This window comes from Paenibacillus sp. JGP012 (assembly GCF_014203995.1).
In the GTDB taxonomy this organism is placed as follows: domain Bacteria; phylum Bacillota; class Bacilli; order Paenibacillales; family Paenibacillaceae; genus Paenibacillus; species Paenibacillus silvae.
This window is the reverse complement of record NZ_JACHKG010000005.1, coordinates 37,225-53,739: the sequence shown is the minus strand read 5'-3', so window position 1 is coordinate 53,739 and position 16,515 is coordinate 37,225. Positions and strand designations below refer to the sequence as shown.

The window sequence follows — 16,515 nt, the reverse complement described above, 5'->3', positions numbered from 1 at the left end:
GTGACAGAGACGAAAGCGAGATATGAGAAACGGCCTCCCCTGTTGAGTGTACAGGGCGAGGCCGTTTCTTGTTGTTTGCTTACAGGGAAGGCTCGAAATCCTGTCCCTGATGGTTTTTTTACCAAACTAAGAAATGGTTCGATCTTTGCTTGCCTGAATCCCGGTCATAAGAAGCACAATCGCAACAATGATTTGAATAAGCAGCGGCAGTGTCCAGCCATGGGTCCAGTCATGCAGCAGGCCAAAGAGCAAGGGTCCGCCCGCCGCAAGCAGATATCCGAAGGATTGAGCCATTCCCGACAAACGTGCAGCCTCCCGCGCATGAGTGGTGCGAAGCACAAAAAACATGGTGACCAGACCAAAGGAAGCTCCTGCACCAACACCGGCTAACGCAACTCCGATAGTAACAAGCACAGGCACACCGGTAAATAACAAGGCATATCCCAAGATAAGTGATGTACATGTGATGGTGGTCAGCAGTCGTTGATCTTTTGTTCTTCCAGCAAGGATTGGCACAACGAAAGTTACGGGAACACTCACCAGCTGCATCAGTGAAAGCATCCAGCCTGCCGAGGAGGCACTGAAGCCTTGGTCCGTTAGAATTTCGGGAAGCCAGGTGATGGTGGTATAGAAGATTAGCGACTGTAACCCCATAAACAGTGTCACAAACCAGGCCAGGGAAGATGTCCGCAGTCGAGTGGGTGTGCCTTCATTCAGGGAGGTCACATATAACATCTGTTGTCGGCCTTTCCATGCTTGGGGCAGCCATAACAAAACGGCCAGTATAGAGAAGATGACCCACATTCCCAATGAGGCCCTCCATCCAAATGAAGCGGCTTCTGCCACGGGTACACTGATGCCTGACGAGATCGAGGAAAACATATTCATGGAAACCGAGTACAGCCCTGTGACCATGCCGACACGTAACGGGAAATCACGTTTAATTAAACTTGGCAAGAGTACGTTGCTGAAGGCAATCCCGCATCCCAGAAGAGCTGTCCCTGCATACAAAGCGACAACAGAGGGAAGAAGGCGTAAAGTTATACCTCCAGTAACAATGATTACTGCAAGCAGGAGAGCGGTCTCCAGCCCAAAACGTCTGGCAAGGCGCGGAGCAAAAGGTGAGACAGCTGCAAAAGCAATCAAAGGCAGTGATGTCAGTAATCCAGCCATCGTATGGCCGATGCCAGTGTCTGAACGAATCAATTCCACCACGGGACCAGTGGCAGTAATGGGGGAACGCATCGTAGCGGCAAGCACGATAATTCCGGCAAGCAGCAACGCATAATTTCTGGATGTGTGCTGTGGTTGTTCAGTCCCGCGTTGGGACTGTTCTTTTTCCGTCAAAGGAAGGGAGTGCTGATGATGTTGGGTATGTGATGACATAATTAATCTCCTGTTTATCGTAGATCTAATTAAACAAGCATAACATTCCATGTCAACATGGGGCAATGTAATGAAAAACTTTACAGCAAACGTGTGTATGGTTATTGCATGCATCGCTTGGTACGCTTAGCCTGGTGTCGTGACAAGGATGGTTAACAATTTCTGGTGGTGTTTATGCTGTTTGTTATGGCACGTACCAAGAACATGTCTATTTTCAAAAAGTATAAGGGTAGGGAGTTGGAGTATGAGAGTAAGTGTAGGGAGCTGGGCTCCTTTAAAATAAAGCGTTGTCTACATGATGACAGGTAAATTGGACAGGGTTACTTGGATACAAGTAAGAGCAAAGGGAAAGGGTTATAGGCGTATGATGATATAGAATATAGAATGAGAAAGATTCATTTGTTAAACCCAACTCCATACGCTCAAACTTGATTCAACCCAACCCAACCCAACCCAACCCAACCCAACCCAACCCAACCCAACCCAACCCCAAACCATCCCAACTCCGTTCAATTCATCCTACCCATTCAACTCTTCAAACGCTAACGATTCTGAGAAACCTTATTTAGCGTATATAGGGGCTTTTCAAACTCTAACGATCCCCACAAACGCTATTTAGTCAAATTGGCACGGAAAAGTGCATTAAACACGCGAATGCGAATAAATAAGGTCTGTGGGAATCGTTACGTTTGTGAAAAGCCCAAAACAAAGCAAATAGCGTCTCCTGGATTCGTTAGAAGTTTTGATGTGCGGGTAAGGAGTGAGAAACTCTGTGGTACGGCCTTTCAATCGCCTCGGGCATCCATTTTGATTAACGTTGCAGTGAATGCTCCTGAAGCAAATGCTCCGACGAGCCCGTGAGGTTCTCATCCCCAGAACGCAAAAAGAAGCTTCCCGAAGGAAGCTTCTTTTTATGACGTCCCAGGAGGGATACTCTCCTTGCAGTCGAGACTGCGAAGTATAAGCTCCCGAAGCAAATGCTCCGACGAACCCATGGGGTTCTCATCCCCAGAACGCAAAAAAAGCTTCCCGAAGGAAGCTTCTTTTTATGACGTCCCAGGAGGGATTCGAACCCCCGACCGACGGCTTAGAAGGCCGTTGCTCTATCCTGCTGAGCTACTGAGACATGAATTTTTTCAAGCAAAAATGATTTTATCATAAATAAAATATAATATCAAATGTTTTATTTTCGATCCAATTTCGTATATGATATTTGGCGGCCGCAACGTTTTTTTCATTCTAATTAAGGTTATGTTAAAATATCAGAAGAATGCGGGAAATAGATCAATATTCGTTAATATATATCTATTCACGGTTGATTCCAAATGCAGATTCAGGAACAGAGGAGGTGCTCCCATCAAGGAATCTACAACCCCGGAAACCTCGCACAATAACAAGATCGTGCTGTTTCCAAAAACGCTGGACTACTATCAGATACAACTGACGGTAATGCTTGAAAATGAACGATATGGTGAAGCGATGGAATTGCTTCGCTTTTTGCTGCAATGCCAGGGACAGGAAGAGCGTCATTACGATGAATGGCGTGCCCTGCTGGAGTGGCTCCAGGCAGCCTTTCCTCAATATGAAGCGATGGAAACGCCAGCGAGTCGCACAGTCGAGCCAGAGCAGGATGACGAGGAAGAGGTCAGCGAGGAAGAGATGGCTCGGCAGCATGCCAAGTTAAAGCTTGCACAGGATGACGGTTACGCCGACAAGCTTCTTCGTACAGTTATGGAAGGGCCGTTGTCTGAACAGACGATGCTGGCGCTGGAGCAGCTGGCCTTTCTGGACGTTTCCAAGGTAGATGAGGAACTTGTTCACTGGCTGCAAACGAAGCCGCTTCATCCACTGTTGCAGTTCAGAGTGCTGCAAACCTTGCGCCGTAGAGGGCTGCAGGAGATCATTCAATTTACCAGGGGCGAAGAACAGGTAGAAATTGATGTGGCAGCCGTACCGCTCAAGCCGGAAGAGTTTCCGCTGCAGATCGTGCAGATTCTGGAACGGGTGGCGGATCAGACGGAGGTTCATGAGCCTACGCTCTTTTATTTTGCCCAGGAACTGTGGATACAATATGTAATGGCAGTCTACGGAACGCGGGATTACCAGTCCATGCTTGAGGATAATGATGCGATGGCAGACATATGGGCCGCTGCACTACATATGACGGTGGCGGACAGTCTCGGCGGTTCGCATGATGAAGAGAATACGCGCTCAATGTACGCTGTAACTGGTGCAATGAGGTTCCGGCTGGAGCAGGCATATCGCTCTATGAAACAGTTTGTTTCTGCCGGTTTGGATAGCAAATAAAGGACGGAAACGTTTACCTTAAACCGTATCAAGGGATTCCCCTTGAAAAAGAATGTAAACTTGTTTATACTAAAATGGTTATTTTGTGCGTGATCGCCTACGTGAACATGTGAATTTTGGAGGGGAAAGTATACAATGAAAGCAACTTGGGAAAAGATAGAGAAGAACCTTGGGGTTCTTGAGGTTGAAGTCGGTGCAGATCGTGTAACTGCAGCACTTGACAAAGCTTTTAATAAAGTAGTTAAACAAGCAAACGTGCCTGGATTCCGTAAAGGTAAAGTGCCACGTTCCATCTTCGAAGCTCGTTTCGGGGTAGAGAGCCTTTATCAAGACGCAATCGACATTTTGCTTCCTGAAGCTTACACAGAAGCGATTGACCAAACGGATATCTTCCCGGTAGATCGTCCTGATGTTGACATCGAGCAATTTGCCAAAGGGCAATCTTTCAAATTTAAAGCTAAAGTAACCGTGAAACCTGAAGTTACTCTGGGTGACTACAAAGGAATCGAAGTTGCTGTAGCTAAATCTGAAGTAACCGATGCAGAAGTAACAGAAGAGCTGGAGCGTCTGCAACAGCGTCATGCCGAACTGGTTGTAGTTGACGAAGGCGCTGCAGCGAACGGCGATGTTGCTGTAATCGACTTCGACGGTTCTGTTGATGGTGTACCTTTCGAAGGTGGTAAAGCAGAGCGTTACTCCCTGGAACTGGGTTCCAACACATTCATTCCTGGCTTTGAAGAGCAAGTCGTGGGTCTGTCCACTGGCGACTTCAAAGACGTGGAAGTAACTTTCCCGGAGAGCTACCATGCAGCTGAACTGGCTGGCAAACAAGCGGTATTCAAAGTGAAAGTTCATGAAATCAAACGCAAACAGCTTCCAGAACTGGATGATGAGTTTGCTAAAGATGTTAGTGAATTTGATACTCTTGAAGAGTACAAAGCTGACCTCAAAACACAACTGGAATCCCGTAAAGCTGATGAGTTCAAAGCTGCACAGGAAAATGCAGTTGTAGAAAAAGTAGCTGAGAATGCTGAAGTGGATATCCCTTCTGCAATGGTTGAGAGCGAAGTACAGAACATGATGCGTGATTTCGACAACCGTCTTCGCAACCAAGGTATGAACCTTGAAATGTTCCTGAGCTTCTCCGGTCAAACTCAAGCTGATCTGAGAGCACAAATGCAAGATGATGCTGCGAAGCGTGTACGCAACAACCTGGTGCTTGAAGCAGTAGGCAAAGCGGAAAACATCGAAGTATCCGACGAAGAAGTGAACCAAGAGCTCGAGAAAATGGCTGAATCCTACAAGCGTCCTGCTGAAGAGATTCGTGGCATCCTCGAAGGCAACGGTTCTCTGGAGAGCCTTCGCGATGAAGTTAAACTGCGCAAAACAATCGACGTTCTCGTAGAGAACAGCAAAGTTGTTGAGCCGGTTGAAGCTCCAGCCGAAGAAGCTGCTGCAGAAGCTGGCGAAAAATAAGACAAGCTGTCTGAGTATGGCGGCTTTATAAATGATAAGGCACGTGAGTTCATTACGTGCCTTATTTTTAAATTAGAGCATCCATTTTATAGCAATATGAGTGATGATTTGGATGTTATTAACTTTTGTTGCACTGTGCCCTTTCCCCATAAATTTTACTCCTTTGCACTTCAGGTGAAATAAAAAAAGGCAAGGCGGCATAGGATGGTTGTAATTTGCACATACATAGAAAACATGGTTAAATATGATCAGGCTAAATCGTAAACAACCGCAAGATGACATGATTCCTGAAAAATGACATTGTCACAGGAACATGTTAAAATGATTTTGGGTTTGCTTTACAGTCAGCCTATGTCTAATTACATGTAGAAAAGAGGTTGGTCTCATGAGTCTGGTGCCAATGGTTGTTGAACAAACCAATCGAGGCGAGCGTTCTTACGATATATATTCACGTTTGCTGAAGGATCGCATTATTTTTCTAACCAGTGCGATTGATGACGATGTAGCCAATCTTGTCATAGCTCAGCTTTTGTTTTTGGCAGCCGATGATCCGGAGAAGGATATCAGCTTGTACATTAATTCACCTGGTGGTTCTGTTACTGCAGGGATGGGTATATACGATACGATGCAATTTATCAAGCCTGATGTATCGACCATTTGCGTAGGCATGGCAGCAAGCATGGGTTCTCTATTGCTGACGGCAGGTGCTCCTGGCAAAAGATACGCGCTTACGAACAGTGAAGTCATGATTCACCAGCCGCTTGGCGGCGTACAGGGACAGGCTGCGGATATTAAAATTCACGCCGAATGGATCATTAAAACTCGTCAGAAACTGAATCAAATATATGTTGATCGTACAGGTCAGCCCCTTGATAAAATTGAGCGGGATACAGACCGTGACTTTTTCATGAGCGCTGAAGAAGCGAAAACGTACGGCATTATTGACCAGGTGCTCAGCAGACCGATCAATTCCTAAAGGGGTGGTTTCATGTTTAAATTTAACGACGAGAAAGGGCAGCTGAAATGCTCTTTTTGCGGTAAATCTCAAGAACAGGTACGTAAACTGGTTGCAGGACCAGGCGTGTACATCTGTGATGAATGTATTGAACTTTGCACCGAGATTGTAGAGGAAGAACTTGGTCATGATGAAGAATTGGACCTGAAAGATATTCCGAAACCAAAAGAAATTCGTGATATTCTGGATCAATATGTTATTGGCCAGGAACAAGCGAAAAAATCCTTGTCTGTTGCAGTGTACAACCACTACAAGCGGATTAATACACAAAGCAAAATTGAGGATGTCGAGCTGTCCAAAAGTAACATTTTGCTGTTAGGGCCTACGGGTTCCGGTAAAACGCTGCTTGCACAAACGATGGCAAAAATTTTGAACGTTCCTTTTGCTATTGCGGACGCAACTTCATTGACAGAAGCGGGGTACGTGGGTGAGGATGTTGAGAACATTCTGCTCAAGCTCATCCAGGCGGCTGACTATGATGTGGAAAAAGCAGAGCGCGGCATTATCTATATTGATGAGATTGATAAAGTGGCACGTAAATCGGAGAATCCGTCCATTACACGTGACGTATCCGGTGAAGGTGTGCAGCAAGCATTGCTGAAAATTCTTGAAGGCACCGTTGCTTCTGTACCGCCGCAGGGCGGCCGTAAGCATCCGCATCAGGAATTCATTCAGATTGATACAACAAACATTCTGTTTATCTGCGGTGGTGCTTTTGACGGCCTCGAGCAGATGATCAAACGCCGGATCGGTAAAAAAGTCATTGGCTTTAATGCCGCTACGGAGCAAAAAGATTTGAAACCGGGTGAATACCTGGGCTTGGTATTGCCGGAAGACTTGCTGAAATTCGGTCTGATCCCTGAATTTGTAGGTCGTCTGCCAGTGATCTCTACTTTGGAGCCGCTGGATGAGGATACGTTGGTGCGGATTTTGTCCGAACCGAAAAATGCCTTGACGAAGCAATATCAAAAACTGCTTGAGCTGGACAATGTAAACCTGGTGTTTGAACCGGGTGCGTTGCTGGCGATCGCCAAAGAAGCGATCAAGCGTAACACGGGTGCACGTGGTTTGCGTGCAATCATTGAAAGCATCATGCTGGATATCATGTATGAAGTGCCTTCACGTGAAGATGTGACCAGCTGTGTCATCACCGAAGAAGTCGTTGAGAAGAAAGTTGTGCCTGAACTTGGCCAATCGAAGGACGATAAGCAGGAGGAAAGTGCCTAAGCGGCACTTCTTCGGCTGAGCTCTGAAATATAGACTTGTCAGTTCTCCACTTGGGCAGAAGGCGTTTATTTAGTCTTTTGTCAGAGTGGAGCTTTGACGTTGTGGGGAGAGAAATCACTCATGTATTTAAGACAGGATACCCGTCCCGTGAAAGTAGGGAATTTGACGATTGGCGGCAGCAACGAGGTTATTATCCAGAGTATGTGTACGACCAAAACAGCAGATGTGGAGGCCACAGTCGCAGAGATTTTGCGCTTGGAGGAAGCGGGATGCCAGGTGGTGCGTGTAACCGTTAATAACGAAGAAGCTGCGGCAGCGATTAAAGAAATCAAAAAGCGGATTCACATTCCGCTGGTTGCTGATATTCATTTTAACTATAAGCTCGCTCTGTTAGCCATCGAGAACGGCATTGATAAAGTACGGATTAATCCGGGTAACATCGGTAAACGTGCCAAGGTTGAAGAGGTTGTGAAGGCTTGTAAAGATAAAGGCATCCCGATTCGCATCGGGGTGAATGCAGGTTCACTGGAGAACCATTTACTCGAAAAATACGGTTATCCTACAGCTGATGCCATGGTTGAAAGTGCTTTGTATCACATCGGTATTCTCGAAGAGCTTGATTTCCATGATATTATCGTATCTCTCAAGGCATCGGATGTCCCAATGGCGATTGAAGCATATACGAAAGCGGCTCAGATTATTCCGTATCCACTGCACCTCGGAATTACCGAGGCAGGTACACTATTCTCGGGTACGATCAAAAGTTCAGCAGGTATGGGGGCCTTACTCTCTATGGGTATCGGTTCTACGATGCGGATCTCGCTGAGCGCTGATCCTGTCGAGGAGATCAAGGTTGCACGCGATTTGCTCAAAACGTTTGGGCTGATTTCCAATGCAGCTACACTGATTTCTTGTCCGACCTGCGGGCGTTTGGATATTGATCTGTTCTCCATTGCTAACGAGGTGGAAGAGTATATTTCCAAGCTGAAGGTGCCGATCAAAGTGTCCGTGCTAGGTTGTGCAGTAAATGGTCCGGGTGAAGCCAAAGAAGCGGATATCGGTATTGCAGGTGCCCGTGGAGAAGGTCTCTTGTTCCGTCATGGTAAAATGATTCGTAAAGTGCCGGAAGAGATTATGGTCGAGGAACTGAAAAAAGAAATCGACAAAATCGTTGAAGCGTATGAAGAGACAGGGGTTATCCCTGGACGTTCGCACTAATTTTCGTTAACATTTATTGAAGGCTCGCCATTCCTGGCGGGCTTTTTACGTATTCTTCGAATAAATTCTCAGTACAAATTCAGCTTCTCCCGTTTACGTCTCGGTGAAAAGGCTATACTACCAAGTATTAGCATGATCACAGATGAGAAGAAGTACAGAACAGGAGGATGTTGAAATATGGGTGAGCTTGGCATGGTATTCATGTTGATACAGTTATTTTTTGGAGTGGTAATCGGGTTATACTTCTGGAATTTGCTTCGCGGCCAGAAAACAAACCGTACGGCCGTTGAGCGTGAATCCCGCAAGGAGCTTGAGAAGCTGCGCAAGCTGCGTTCCATCTCGCTCACCAAGCCGCTCGCGGAGAAGACACGTCCGGCAACCATTAACGATATCGTCGGGCAAAAAGACGGTCTGCGTGCGCTCAAGGCAGCTCTATGCAGTGCCAATCCGCAGCACGTTATTATTTATGGACCGCCGGGAGTTGGCAAAACTGCCGCAGCCAGAGTCGTGCTGGAAGAAGCAAAGAAAAATCCGTCATCTCCTTTCAAGGCAGATGCAAAATTCACGGAACTGGATGCAACAACAGCACGTTTCGATGAGCGCGGAATCGCTGATCCATTGATTGGTTCCGTTCATGATCCCATCTATCAGGGCGCAGGAGCGATGGGTGTTGCCGGTATTCCTCAACCGAAGCCGGGGGCGGTGACCAAAGCACATGGCGGCATGCTTTTTATTGATGAAATTGGAGAATTACATTCCATTCAGATGAATAAGCTGCTCAAAGTGCTGGAGGATCGCAAGGTCTTTTTGGAAAGTGCGTACTATAACTCGGAGGATACGCATACTCCTGCTTATATCCACGATATTTTTCAAAATGGTCTGCCTGCGGATTTTCGCCTTGTCGGTGCAACGACCCGTTCCCCGCACGAGCTCCCGCCTGCCCTGCGTTCGCGGTGTATGGAGGTCTATTTCCGTCCACTGCTGCCGGAGGAGATTGGCAGAATTGCAGAAGATGCTGTGCAGAAAATCGGATTCAGTCCTTGTCCGGAAGCGGTTGATGTGGTCAAGCGTTATGCGACCAACGGTCGCGAGGCGGTCAACATTATACAGCTGGCCGCGGGCCTTGCGCTCACGGAGAAGCGCGAGACACTTCAGGCTTCTGATGTAGAGTGGGTTGCAGGCAGCAGTCAGATTCAGCCAAGGCCGGATCGCAAAGTGCCGTCACAGCCTCAGGTCGGTTTTGTTAACGGGCTTGCTGTGTATGGGCCCAATATGGGCACGATTCTGGAGATCGAGGTATCCGCTGTTCCTGCACCCAAAGAGCAAGGACGTATCAACATTACGGGTGTTGTGGATGAGGAAGAGATTGGAGGCGGTTCTCGTACACTCCGGCGGAAAAGTATGGCGAAAGGCTCGGTTGAGAATGTGTTAACCGTTTTGAAAGCGATGGGGATTCGCACGAGCGATTACGATTTGCATGTGAATTTCCCGGGTGGTACGCCGATTGATGGCCCATCAGCGGGCATTGCCATGGCGACAGCGATTGCTTCGGCCATTCAAGGGCGCCCTGTAGATCATGAGATAGCGATGACGGGTGAGATCAGTATCCACGGGCGCGTGAAGCCGATAGGCGGCGTGCTGGCAAAGGTGGAGGCGGCTTTTCAGGCTGGGGCGAAGACGGTCATTATACCGGCGGAGAACTGGCAGTCCATTTTTGACAATCTGGATGGCTTGCGGGTAATCCCGGTAGATACGGTTCAGGATGTATTTCGTGAAGTGTTTGGCGTGGAGCCGGGAGTGCAGCAAGTGGAGCAGCAGGTGGTGGCAGAGGAGACGACGGCACCGAAAACGGACATTTTTCCTCCGGCATCCGCTTCTTATTTACGGGCAGAGTTACCTCGCCCGGGACGTGTTACAGATTCGGGAAGCTGCTAAGCGCTTCCCTTCATTGGTTTTTTATGTGAACATTTGATAGAATAATGGATGACTACAACCTGAGAGCCATTGGAGGTGCGAAAGCGATGGGACCGAGCAAAGTGAAAGGTCGTCGTTTTCCTTTACTGCCTTTAAGAGGACTTCTCGTCTACCCGAGTATGGTGCTGCATCTCGATGTGGGCCGGGAGAAATCGGTCAAGGCTTTAGAAAAAGCGATGGTAGAAGAACATTTGATTCTCCTATGTTCCCAAGCCGAGGTAAATATTGAGGAACCCACACGAGAGGATATTTTCCGTATTGGAACCGTAGCCAAGGTAAGACAGATGCTGAAGCTGCCCAATGGAACCATTCGAGTACTTGTGGAAGGCTTGGAACGGGCTGAAATTATTGAATATACGGACAATGAGGACTATTACGAGGTGCTGGCGCAAGAGCTGCCTGAGGAAGAGAATAGTCATCCGGAGACGGACGCTCTGATGCGTACCGTTCTGAATCAGTTCGAGAATTATATTAATCTGTCCAAAAAAGTAACTCCCGAGACGCTGGCCGCCGTATCCGACATCGAAGAGCCAGGACGACTCGCTGATGTCATTACCAGCCATTTGTCCTTGAAGATCAAGGACAAACAGGAAATTCTGGAGACTATCGACGTGCGTGAACGTCTGGAGAAACTGCTCGACATCCTGAACAACGAGCGCGAAGTGCTTGAGCTTGAACGCAAGATCAGCCAACGTGTGAAGAAGCAGATGGAGAAAACGCAGAAGGAATATTATTTGCGTGAGCAGATGAAGGCAATCCAGAAGGAGCTTGGTGAAAAAGAAGGCAGAGCGGGCGAAGTTGAGGAACTTCGCAACCAGATGGAAAGTCTTGGCCTGCCGGACAAGGTGAAAGAGAAAGTCGAGAAGGAAATTGATCGACTGGAGAAAATGCCGGCAAGCTCTGCAGAGGGGGGCGTCATCCGCAATTATGTGGATTGGCTGCTTGCTTTGCCTTGGAGTCAGCTGACCGAGGACGATCTGGATATCCAGAAGGCCGAGGACGTGCTTAATGCCGATCACTACGGGCTGGAGAAACCGAAAGAGCGTGTGCTGGAATATCTGGCTGTGCAGAAGCTTGTCAAAAAGCTCAAAGGACCGATCCTCTGTCTGGTAGGACCGCCAGGGGTAGGTAAAACCTCCCTTGCCCGTTCCATTGCGAGATCGCTGGGCCGGGAGTTTGTACGCATCTCTCTGGGCGGCGTTCGGGACGAAGCAGAGATTCGTGGACACCGCCGTACGTATGTAGGAGCGATGCCAGGCCGCATCATTCAGGGCATGAAAACGGCAGGCTCACTCAACCCTGTATTTTTACTGGATGAGATCGACAAGATGGCTTCTGATTTCCGTGGAGACCCTTCGGCTGCATTGCTGGAGGTGCTTGACCCGGAGCAGAACAATACGTTTAGTGATCACTTCGTAGAGCTGCCTTTTGACTTATCCAACGTTATGTTCATCACTACAGCGAACACCGTGCATAACATTCCGCGTCCGCTGCTTGACCGGATGGAAATGCTGAATATTCCGGGGTATACCGAGCTGGAAAAGCTGCAAATTTCCAAAAACTATTTGCTTCCAAAACAGAAAAAGGACCACGGTCTGGAAGAAGATCAGCTGCAAGTGCCAGATGACAGTCTGCTGAAGGTTATTCGTGAGTATACGCGTGAATCGGGTGTGCGGAATCTGGAACAGCAAATGGCATCACTATGCCGGAAAGCGGCTAAGAATGTTGTGTCGGGCACCGAAGGTCAGATTGTCATCTCGCCGGATGATGTTAAAGACTATCTTGGTCCGGGTAAATTCCGTTATGGCATGGCAGAGCTGGAAGATCAGATTGGCACAGTAACAGGGCTGGCGTGGACGGAAGTGGGCGGAGACACGCTCGTTATTGAAGTCACCGTAGTGCCAGGAACAGGCAAGCTGACCCTTACGGGTAAACTGGGAGATGTCATGAAGGAATCAGCTCAGGCTGCATTCAGCTATACACGTTCGAAAGCAGCGCAGCTTGGGATTGCATCTGATTTCCATGAGAAAAACGACATTCACATTCACGTGCCGGAAGGTGCAATTCCGAAAGATGGTCCATCTGCAGGCATAACGATGGCAACAGCGCTGATCTCGGCTCTGACCAACAAACATGTGTCGAAGGATATCGCCATGACAGGTGAAATTACGCTGCGCGGACGGGTACTGCCGATAGGCGGTCTGAAAGAGAAGTCACTGGCGGCCCACCGTGCGGGATACAAAAAAATATTACTGCCTAAGGATAATGAACGGGATCTGCGTGACATTCCGGACAGCATCAAGGAAGATGTGGAATTTGTGCCCGTAGCTCATATGGATCAGGTGTTGCAGCATGCGCTTGTTGAACAGGCAGGCATTCATCTATAATGGGTGTATCGGTTTCGGCAGCATAATATGAATATGGACCGTTCTTTGGAGGCTTCGGTGTTCAATGGAACGGTCTTTTTCTCGCGAAAATCTGATGTTTTTCGGGTAAAAGAGTTATTTTTTTGCGTTCAAACAATGTTTTTTTGGTACATAATTGCGTTTTTTTTGGTACATGATACGTTTTTTTGATATGATAGAAAGAATGATGGCATAATACGAGCAGGAAATGTAGGCATGTTATGCTGCTGGAGTTCAAGAGAGGAAAGATGCAATTTGAAAGTCAATCAGTCTGAGTTTATTATCAGTGCCGTTCGGCCTGAACAATATCCAGATGATGGTCTGCCGGAGATTGCCCTGGCGGGGCGCTCGAATGTGGGTAAATCATCGCTGATCAATCGCATGATCAATCGTAAAAATCTGGCGCGTACAAGCGCCACGCCGGGTAAAACCCAACAACTGAACTATTACAAGATTAACCAGGACCTGTATTTCGTCGATTTCCCGGGATACGGGTATGCGAAGGTATCCAAGGAGCAGCGTTTTGCCTGGGGTAAAATGATGGAGAAGTATTTGCTGCAGCGGGACGAACTGAAGCTGGTCATGCAGATGGTTGACATGAGACATGAGCCGTCCAAGGATGACAAAATGATGAACGAATGGCTTCGTCATCACGGACTGCCGCTTGTTGTTGTGGCAACCAAGATGGACAAGATTCCAAAGACTCGCAGAGCCAAACATATCAAAGTCATCAAGGAAGCGCTCGGTCTGCGCTCAGGTGATCTGTTTGTACCTTTTTCATCCGAGGAAGGTCTGGGCAAGGAAGAGCTGTGGGATATCATTACTCGTCATGCCCAAATAGACAAATATGCACCGGTTGAATCGGATGCTGACCATGAGACTGAAGCAGACGAAGCACCTGAAGATGAAAATCTCCAATAGCTAAAAAAATAAGTTCCCTCATCCTAACAAACACATCATGTTCTCGCATCTTAGAATAGTCATGGAATCATTCCATGACTATTTGCTATAAACAGTCTTGTATTGGCTTTCAAACTACTTCGCAGTAATCAAATACGCATCATTTGTTTGATTTGACGCATAACGGTGAACATTGGTGAGACACTACAATAAATGACAATGCATATGATAATCATCATGGTGATTTCATAAACATTTCATAAAAATGGGCGGGTTGTGGACTTGATGTGTGATATAATTAACTATGTCAATCTTAACTGGATAGACATATACAGTAAGCACTTTGATTGGAAATTTATTAGGCAGGTGAACTTGCAATGCACATCGTTGTTGTTGGTTTGAATTATCGCACGGCGCCTGTAGAGGTCAGAGAACGATTCACATTTGCAGAAAAGGACTTGTCTGAAGCGCTGCAGAAGCTCAAGCTGACCAAGAGTGTATTGGAAGGTGTAATCGTAGCCACTTGTAATCGTACTGAATTGTACGTTGTGGTTGACCGTCTTCACATGTGCGGTTATTTTATTCGAACATTTATGGAGCAATGGTTTAACGTTCCACGCGAAGAATTTACGCAACACTTATATATATATGAAGATGATCAAGCCATGCGCCATCTGTTCCGGGTGATTTGCGGACTGGATTCAATGGTCATTGGAGAGACTCAGATTCTGGGCCAGGTGAAACAGGCTTTTTTCAAAGCGCAGGAGGAAAAGGCAACGGGCACTTGGTTTAACAAGCTGTTTAAACAGGCCGTTACACTGGGCAAGCGGGCTCACTCGGAGACTTCCATCGGGGAAAGTGCCGTTTCGGTCAGCTATGCTGCGGTGGAGCTGGGCAAGCGTATTTTTGGTATGTTCACAGACAAGAAGGTGCTGATTCTGGGTGCCGGGAAGATGAGTGAACTTACCGTAAAACATCTGTACGCCAACGGGGCATCCGAAGTTATTGTAGCCAATCGCACCCTGGCAAGAGCCGAGGAGCTTGCAAGCAAATTCCGCGGAACACCTTGTACCATGGAGCAGGCGCTTGAGAGACTGAGTGAGGTTGACATCGTCATCAGCTCTACTGGAGCAGAGCGTTACATTCTCGATGCAGGTATTGTTCGGGAAAGCATGAAGCGCCGCCAATCACGTCCGCTGTTCCTGATTGACATTGCTGTACCGCGTGACATTGATCCGGCGATTGGCGAAATCTCGAACGTATTCCTCTACGATATTGACGATCTGGAAGGCATTGTAGAGAGTAATCTGGAGATGCGCAAGGTAGAAGCGGCGAAGATTGAGAGAATGATTGAGCTGGAGATGGAGGATTATTATCAATGGCTCAGAACGCTTGGCGTTCGTCCGGTCATTCGGGCTTTACAGGAGAAGGGTGTGTCCATTCATGAAGAGACGATGGATAGCCTGTTCAACAAGCTGCCAGAGCTGGATGAGCATCAGCGTAAAGTGATTCGTCGTTTGACGAAAAGCATTGTGAATCAAATGACTACCGATCCGATTAACCGGATCAAGGAAATGGCAGGTACGAAGCAAGGCGACGAGGCGCTGCGCATGTTTACGCAGATTTTCGCGCTGGAGGATGCAGTTGAGATGGCTGCTGAAAAAGTAAATCAGAGTGACGCAACAGCTCTGCGCAAGCCAGCGGTTCAGTTTAACGAAAACCGGCAAGACCCCGTGCCGGCATATGTCCCGGCAGGCGTATAAGGCAGGTGGGCAGCTTGACCCTTGCTGAGCAAGTCTATGAAGCTTTAATTTATATGTATGCCCTGAGCCTACTGTTCTATTTCTCGGACTGCATTCGACGCAATGCGGGGGCGAAGCGGACAGGCACAGGGTTTCTTGTTGTTGTTTTGGGGCTACAGGTGACTCATGTTATGATGCGGATGTGGATTGAAGGCCACTTCCCTATATATACAACGTTTGACTTTTTGTTTATCTTTTCGTTCAGCATTGTGCTGATGTCGCTGATTATGACCCGGGTCCAGCGGTCAGAGTTTGTTATTCTACTGCTTAACATTGTAGGATTTTCAGTGACCGTGCTCAATCGCTTATGGTTTACAGCGGGTGAAATATCATTGCACAATTGGCAGACTGTTCATGGTTTGTTAATTATGCATATTACGCTGGCCAATCTGGGGTTTGCAGCTTTGACGGTGGCGTCCGTCTTTGCACTGTTATATCTGTTCCTGCATCACAGATTGAAAAACAAAAAGTGGAATGAAACGGTACGACGTTTGCCCAGCCTTGAAGTCATTGGCAAATACATGGATGGTGCAACCTTGATTGGCACGCCGCTTTTGGGTGTATCCATAGTGCTGGCGGTTTTGTCCATCGTGGCAGAACGTCGCTGGCATCTGCTGCTCGACCTGAAAGTCATTGCGACCGGTCTGGCTATCGCTATTTATGTTGGTTATTTTGTAGTGAAGCGGAGAAAGCAGTTTTCCATGATGGTCATGTCCAGATGGACATTAATCGGATATGCATTTGTCATTATCAGCTTTATATCCAACGCGTATTCAGCGTTTCATCGCTGGACGGGAGAGTGAGA

General features: G+C 47.6%; 11 protein-coding genes and 1 tRNA gene. 10 read left to right on the top strand and 2 right to left on the bottom strand.

Annotation, left to right across the window (positions count from 1 at the left end; genetic code table 11):
• Positions 1–126: 126 nt before the first annotated feature.
• Together HNR77_RS08455 and HNR77_RS08450 are read right to left on the bottom strand one after the other, a co-directional pair.
• Positions 127–1,386: a CynX/NimT family MFS transporter gene (locus HNR77_RS08455; RefSeq protein WP_184182507.1), complete on the bottom strand. Its 1,260-nt coding sequence runs from the start codon at positions 1,384–1,386 to the stop codon at positions 127–129.
• Positions 1,387–2,438: 1,052 nt separating this feature from the next.
• Positions 2,439–2,512, bottom strand: a tRNA-Arg gene (locus HNR77_RS08450).
• A gap of 230 nt (positions 2,513–2,742) precedes the next feature.
• Here HNR77_RS08450 and HNR77_RS08445 point away from each other — a divergent pair.
• The 10 genes from HNR77_RS08445 (at position 2,743) to ccsA (ending at position 16,513) form a co-directional block, all read left to right on the top strand.
• Positions 2,743–3,693 (top strand): hypothetical protein, encoded by a 951-nt coding sequence (locus HNR77_RS08445; RefSeq protein ID WP_184183113.1) that lies wholly within the window; start codon positions 2,743–2,745, stop codon positions 3,691–3,693.
• A gap of 135 nt (positions 3,694–3,828) precedes the next feature.
• On the top strand, positions 3,829–5,169 hold the full coding sequence (gene tig, locus HNR77_RS08440) for a trigger factor (RefSeq protein ID WP_184182505.1): 1,341 nt from the start codon (positions 3,829–3,831) through the stop codon (positions 5,167–5,169).
• A gap of 385 nt (positions 5,170–5,554) precedes the next feature.
• Positions 5,555–6,145, top strand: coding sequence for an ATP-dependent Clp endopeptidase proteolytic subunit ClpP (gene clpP, locus HNR77_RS08435; RefSeq protein ID WP_090919143.1), 591 nt, complete (start codon positions 5,555–5,557; stop codon positions 6,143–6,145).
• A gap of 12 nt (positions 6,146–6,157) precedes the next feature.
• The gene (clpX, locus tag HNR77_RS08430; protein ID WP_184182503.1) at positions 6,158–7,411 is read left to right on the top strand and encodes an ATP-dependent protease ATP-binding subunit ClpX; all 1,254 of its coding nucleotides are present in this window, start codon (positions 6,158–6,160) and stop codon (positions 7,409–7,411) included.
• A 120-nt stretch (positions 7,412–7,531) separates the two neighbouring features.
• Positions 7,532–8,629: a flavodoxin-dependent (E)-4-hydroxy-3-methylbut-2-enyl-diphosphate synthase gene (gene ispG / locus HNR77_RS08425; RefSeq protein WP_184182501.1), complete on the top strand. Its 1,098-nt coding sequence runs from the start codon at positions 7,532–7,534 to the stop codon at positions 8,627–8,629.
• Positions 8,630–8,806: 177 nt separating this feature from the next.
• A complete protein-coding gene (gene lonB, locus HNR77_RS08420) occupies positions 8,807–10,564 on the top strand; it encodes an ATP-dependent protease LonB (protein WP_184182499.1) in 1,758 nt (585 codons plus the stop codon).
• An 86-nt stretch (positions 10,565–10,650) separates the two neighbouring features.
• Positions 10,651–12,990: an endopeptidase La gene (gene lon, locus HNR77_RS08415; RefSeq protein WP_184182497.1), complete on the top strand. Its 2,340-nt coding sequence runs from the start codon at positions 10,651–10,653 to the stop codon at positions 12,988–12,990.
• A 273-nt stretch (positions 12,991–13,263) separates the two neighbouring features.
• Positions 13,264–13,929 (top strand): ribosome biogenesis GTP-binding protein YihA/YsxC, encoded by a 666-nt coding sequence (gene yihA, locus HNR77_RS08410; protein ID WP_184182495.1) that lies wholly within the window; start codon positions 13,264–13,266, stop codon positions 13,927–13,929.
• A gap of 356 nt (positions 13,930–14,285) precedes the next feature.
• Positions 14,286–15,671: a glutamyl-tRNA reductase gene (gene hemA / locus HNR77_RS08405; protein WP_184182493.1), complete on the top strand. Its 1,386-nt coding sequence runs from the start codon at positions 14,286–14,288 to the stop codon at positions 15,669–15,671.
• A gap of 14 nt (positions 15,672–15,685) precedes the next feature.
• On the top strand, positions 15,686–16,513 hold the full coding sequence (gene ccsA, locus HNR77_RS08400; protein WP_397366477.1) for a cytochrome c biogenesis protein CcsA: 828 nt from the start codon (positions 15,686–15,688) through the stop codon (positions 16,511–16,513).
• The last annotated feature ends 2 nt before the right edge of the window (positions 16,514–16,515 follow it).